Raw genomic sequence first — 4,861 nt, forward strand, 5'->3', positions numbered from 1 at the left:
CCCAGCGCGCGCTCGGCAGGTCGCAGCCGATCTGGACGATCCGGGTGACGCCGACCGCGGCCGCCGCCGCGATCGCCTCGTCGACCGGCAGCGGGTCGGCGTCGTCGCGCACCACGTCGAGGTGGCAGTGGTTGTCGACCACCGGGTGCGGGAGCGGCTCCGGGGCCGGCGGGCGCCCGCTCACTGCGTGGCCTCGGCGTACTGCACCCGGGCGAGGACCGCGGCGGCGCAGTCCTCGGGCGCGTGCGTCGGGATCCAGTGGCTGACCCCCTCGAGGACCACGAGGTCGTACGCCGCGTCGACCCAGCGCCCGGTCCGCTCGGCGCCGCGGCGGGCGACCGCGACGTCGCCGTCGCTCCACACGAACGTCGTCGGGACGGCGACCCGTCGGCGCGACGCGCGCGGGTCCGCGAGCGTGATCGCGCGGTACCAGCCCAGCGCGTGCGGCAGGGCGCCGTCCTCGACCATCTCGACCCGGAACCGCTCCACCTCCTCGGCGATCATGCCGGCGTGCCGCAGGCTGCGGTCGAAGAGGCCGCCCCGCCGGCCCGCGGTGAGCTCGGCGAGCCGCGGGACCTGGAAGAAGCCGATGTACCAGGACTTCAGCCCCTGGCTGGAGGTGAGGCCGGCCTGGAGGAAGGCCATCGGGTGCGGCACCGAGATCGCGGTCCAGCTGCGCAGCAGGTCGGGCCGCTGCGCCGCGACCATCCACCCGACCACGGCGCCCCAGTCGTGCCCGACCAGGTGGACAGGCGCGCCGATCCGGTCGATCAGCGCCGTGACGTCGCCGACGAGGTGGGTCATCCGGTAGTCGCGGCGCCGGCGCGGCCGCGCGCCCGGCGAGTAGCCGCGCTGGTCGAGCGCGAACGTGCGGATGCCGGCCTCGTGCAGGATCGGCGCGACCAGGCGCCAGGTGGTGCTGCGCTCGGGGAAGCCGTGGAGCAGCACGACCGGGATCCCGTCGAGCGGCCCCTCGTCGAGGACGTCGAACGTCAGGTCGTCGTGGTGGTGCTGCGTGATCCGCTCGGTCATGGTCACTCCTGTGCCCCGTGCACGAGGTTGTAGACCTCGCGCTTCGGTACGCCGGCGCGGCGTGCGACGTCGAGGATCGCGTCCTTGCGGGGCATGCCGTCGGCCTCGAGGTCGGCGACCGCCTCCCGCAGGCTGGCCGCGTCGTCCGCGATCCGGGCGGCGGGCTCGGCGCCGGCCACCACGATGGTGACCTCGCCGCGCACCCCCTCGGCCGCCCAGGTCACGAGCTCGTCGAGCGGACCTCGGCGTACCTCCTCATGGGTCTTGGTGAGCTCGCGGCACACCGCGGCGGCCCGGTCGCTGCCGAGCGCCTCGGCCATCGCGGCGAGCGCGGCCTCCGTGCGGTGCGGGGCCTCGAAGAACACCATCGTGCGCCGCTCCTCGGCCAGGTCCGCGAGGCGCCGCCGCCGCTCGCCCGGCTTGCGGGGCAAGAAGCCCTCGAAGCAGAACCGGTCGACCGGCAGGCCGCTCACCGCCAGGGCCGTGAGCACCGCCGACGGGCCGGGTACGGCGGTGACGCGGACGTCGTGCTCGACCGCGGCGACGACCAGGCGGTAGCCGGGGTCGGAGACGCTCGGCATCCCCGCGTCGGTGACCAGCAGCACCCGTTCCCCGGCGAGCAGGGCGTCGAGGAGCACCGGCGTACGCGCCGACTCGTTGCCCTCGAAGTAGGACACCACCCGGCCACCGATCCGGACGCCGAGGTCGCTGGTGAGCCGCTTGAGCCGGCGGGTGTCCTCGGCGGCGACCACGTCGGCGGCGGCCAGCTCCTCGGCCAGCCGCGGCGGCGCGTCGGCCACCCGGCCGATCGGGGTCGCCGCGAGCACGAGCACGCCGCCGGAGTCATCCACGGGTCGATCATCGCAGTGTCGCGATCCGGGCCCCGTATCCACGGCCCGTATCCTCGGGCCCGTGACGACCGGCGCACCTCCCTCTGCGTGGGAGCGAGCCCGGAGCCGGGTCCGGCTCGAGGATCCGTTCGTCGGCTGGACGGCGAGCATCGCGGTGACGCTGATGGCGCTGTTCCTGCGGCTGTGGAAGCTCGGCACGCCGCGGATCTTCGAGTTCGACGAGACCTACTACGCCAAGGACGCCTGGGCGCTGCTGAACTACGGGTTCGAGCGCGACAGCACCGACAAGGCCAACGACCTCATCCTGCAGGGTCAGACCCTGTCCGGGGTGTTCAAGGACACCCCGGAGATGATCGTCCACCCCGAGGTCGGCAAGTGGCTGATCGCCGCCGGCATCAAGGTGTTCGGCATGGACCCGTTCGGCTGGCGGGTCGCGGCCGCGGTCATCGGGTCGCTGATGGTGCTGGTGATGATCCGGCTCGCGCGGCGGCTCACCGGGTCCACGCTGCTCGGCGTGGTGGCCGGGCTGCTGCTGTGCTTCGACGGGCTGCAGTTCGTGCTGTCCCGGCTCGCACTCCTCGACATCTTCGTCGCGTTCTTCCTGCTGTGCGGCGTGCACTGCCTGGTGGCCGACCGCGACTGGCACCGGGCCCGGCTGGCCCGGCTGGTCCCGGAGCCGATCACCGACGCCCGCTCCTGGGGCCCCGTCCGCCGGCTGCTGTTCCGGCCGTGGCTGCTGCTCGGCGGCGTCTCCTGGGGCCTGGCGATCGGCACCAAGTGGGAGGCCGTCTATCCCCTCGCGGCGTTCGGCGTACTCGTCTGGGCGTGGTCGGCGGGCGCACGGCGCTCCTTCGGGGTGCGCTGGCCGGTGCTGCGCTCGGCGGTCGTCGACGGCATCCCGGCGTTCGTGCACCTCGTGCTGGTCGCGTTCGTCGTGTACGTCGCCACCTGGACCGGCTGGCTGATCCACGCCCACGAGTACGAGCAGCACCTCTCGGCCACCCAGTACACGCACTTCGACGGCGGCCAGGACTGGCCGACGCGCGACGAGCCCGACGCCTCGGGCCTCGGCGAGGTCACCCAGTCGCTGCGGTCGCTGTGGTACTACCACCAGGACGTCTACACGTTCCACACGCAGTTCCTCAACGACAGCACCCACACCTACGCCTCGAAGCCGTCCGGGTGGCTGCTGCTCAACCGCCCCGTCGGCGTCGCCGCGGACACCGACATCAAGCCCGGCACCCAGGGCTGCAACGCACCGGCCGACAGCGACTGCCTGCGCCAGGTGCTGCTGCTCGGCAACCCGACGCTGTGGTGGGCCGGCTGCCTGGCGCTGATCTTCGCCGTCGTGATGTGGGCGGGCTCGCGCGACTGGCGCTACGGCGTGGTGGTGGTCGGCGCGGCGTCGACCTGGCTGCCATGGCTGCAGTACGACGACCGGCCGATCTTCTCGTTCTACGCCGTGATCACGCTGCCGTTCCTGGTGCTCGCGCTCGTGCTCGCGATGGGGCGCCTGCTCGGGACCTCCGCCTTGCCCTCGGGCCGGCGTACCGCCGGCGTCATCGTGTCCGGCACGTTCGTGGTCCTGGTGCTGCTGAACTTCGCGTGGTTCTGGCCCATCTACACCGACCAGCTGCTCACGCACTCGGAGTGGCTGGACCGGATCTGGTTCTCCCGCTGGATCTAGCCCGCACGGTGGTTGAGAAGGTCGCGCAGCGACCGTCTCGAAACCACCGCCACAGCCTCGGTGGTTGAGGAGGTTGCGCAGCGACCGTCTCGAAACCACCGCCGCGGGCCCCGGTGGTTGAGGAGGTTGCGCTAGCAACCGTCTCGAAACCACCGCTGCGGATCCCGGTGGTTGAGGAGGTTGCGCTAGCAACCGTCTCGAAACCACCGCTGCGGATCCCGGTGGTTGAGGAGGTTGCGCTAGCAACCGTCTCGAAACCACCGCAGCGTGCGCAGGGGGGCCGGGATGTACGTCGGCCTGCGGGCGGCCTCGGGTGGAGGTGGTCGAAAGACGGGGGACGTGGTCACCGTCCGCTGTGGTCGAGCGCGAGGTCGTCACCGCGGTCACGGACCTCACGGTCCGCCGTGGTCGACGTGCTTGTGGTCACCGTCCGTAGACCCGGGATTCCTCCTACCGCAACGCCCCACCTGGGGATCGGAAGATTTTACTTTCGGATGTCCCAGATCCCTGTGGAACAAGGGGTTCTGGGCCTCGGACTGTCGGTAGGCCCTGCTTGGCTGGAGCACATGACCACGGCCACGCTCGACACCCCCCGGACCGGTCCGGCTCGCCCGGCCGACCGGGTGCTGGGTGCCGCGCGGGGGATCCGGGCCGACCTGGACGCCCTGGAGGCGCGGCGGTTCGAGATCGCCACCGAGTGGGCTGAGCTGCACCCCGGTGACGAGGTCGGGGACGGGGCGGCGTGGGAGGAGCGCGACCTCGAGATCGCCGGCCCCGGCGCCCCCACGGTCGCGGAGTTCGCGATCCCCGAGCTGGCCGCCGCGCTCGGCATGTCCCCGACCGGGGGGCGGAACTTCATCGGTGACGCCGTCGAAACCCGGCACCGGCTCCCCCGGCTCTGGGCCCGGGTCATGGCCGGCGAGGTGCCGGTGTGGCGGGCCCGCCGGGTCGCCCAACTGACCCGGTCGCTGCCGCCCGAGGCCGCGGCGTACGTCGACCGGCACCTGGCGGCCGTGGTCGACCACTGCTCCTATGCCCAGATCGAACGCACCGTCGAGGCCGCCCGCACCACCTACGACCCCGAAGCCGCCCTGGCCCGGGCCAGTGAGCCCGCGTTCGGGGTCCGGGTCACCCACGCCAAGCCCGCCCTGGGGGAGACCCCGGGCACCGCGTTCCTCGACGCCATCCTGACCACCGCCGACGCCCTCGACCTCGAGACCGCGGTCGCCGACATCGCCCACCGGCTCCTGACCACCCACCCCGACCTGGCCGTGGACGAGCGCCGCGCGAT

4 protein-coding genes and 1 pseudogene are annotated in these 4,861 nt (G+C 72.8%); 2 read left to right on the plus strand and 3 right to left on the minus strand.

The annotated features are described in order from the left end of the window. From VGD85_RS08495 to rsmI, 3 genes and pseudogenes are all read right to left on the minus strand, one after another. Positions 1-184: pseudogene (locus tag VGD85_RS08495) on the minus strand (AraC family transcriptional regulator); the annotation flags it as partial. Then, positions 181-1,032 (minus strand): alpha/beta fold hydrolase, encoded by an 852-nt coding sequence (locus VGD85_RS08500; protein ID WP_331063022.1) that lies wholly within the window; start codon positions 1,030-1,032, stop codon positions 181-183. The pseudogene VGD85_RS08495 and the gene VGD85_RS08500, both read right to left, overlap by 4 nt. 2 nt (positions 1,033-1,034) lie before the next feature. Then, a complete protein-coding gene (rsmI, locus tag VGD85_RS08505; RefSeq protein ID WP_331063023.1) occupies positions 1,035-1,883 on the minus strand; it encodes a 16S rRNA (cytidine(1402)-2'-O)-methyltransferase in 849 nt (282 codons plus the stop codon). Between the two features lie 61 nt (positions 1,884-1,944). Between rsmI and VGD85_RS08510 the strand changes: the two genes are divergently transcribed. Both VGD85_RS08510 and VGD85_RS08515 read left to right on the plus strand, forming a co-directional pair. Then, the gene (locus tag VGD85_RS08510) at positions 1,945-3,570 is read left to right on the plus strand and encodes a dolichyl-phosphate-mannose--protein mannosyltransferase (RefSeq protein WP_331063024.1); all 1,626 of its coding nucleotides are present in this window, start codon (positions 1,945-1,947) and stop codon (positions 3,568-3,570) included. 566 nt (positions 3,571-4,136) lie between these two features. Next, the coding region (locus VGD85_RS08515; protein WP_331063025.1) for a DUF222 domain-containing protein at positions 4,137-4,861 on the plus strand (725 nt) is incomplete at its 3' end.

It is taken from the genome of Nocardioides sp., assembly GCF_036401255.1.
Classification (GTDB): Bacteria; Actinomycetota; Actinomycetes; order Propionibacteriales; family Nocardioidaceae; genus Nocardioides.

What these genes read in the sequence shown, in the direction of transcription:
- VGD85_RS08500 (WP_331063022.1), bottom strand. Translation starts at nt 1,032, where the DNA reads ATGACCGAGCGGATCACGCAGCACCACCACGACGACCTGACGTTCGAC.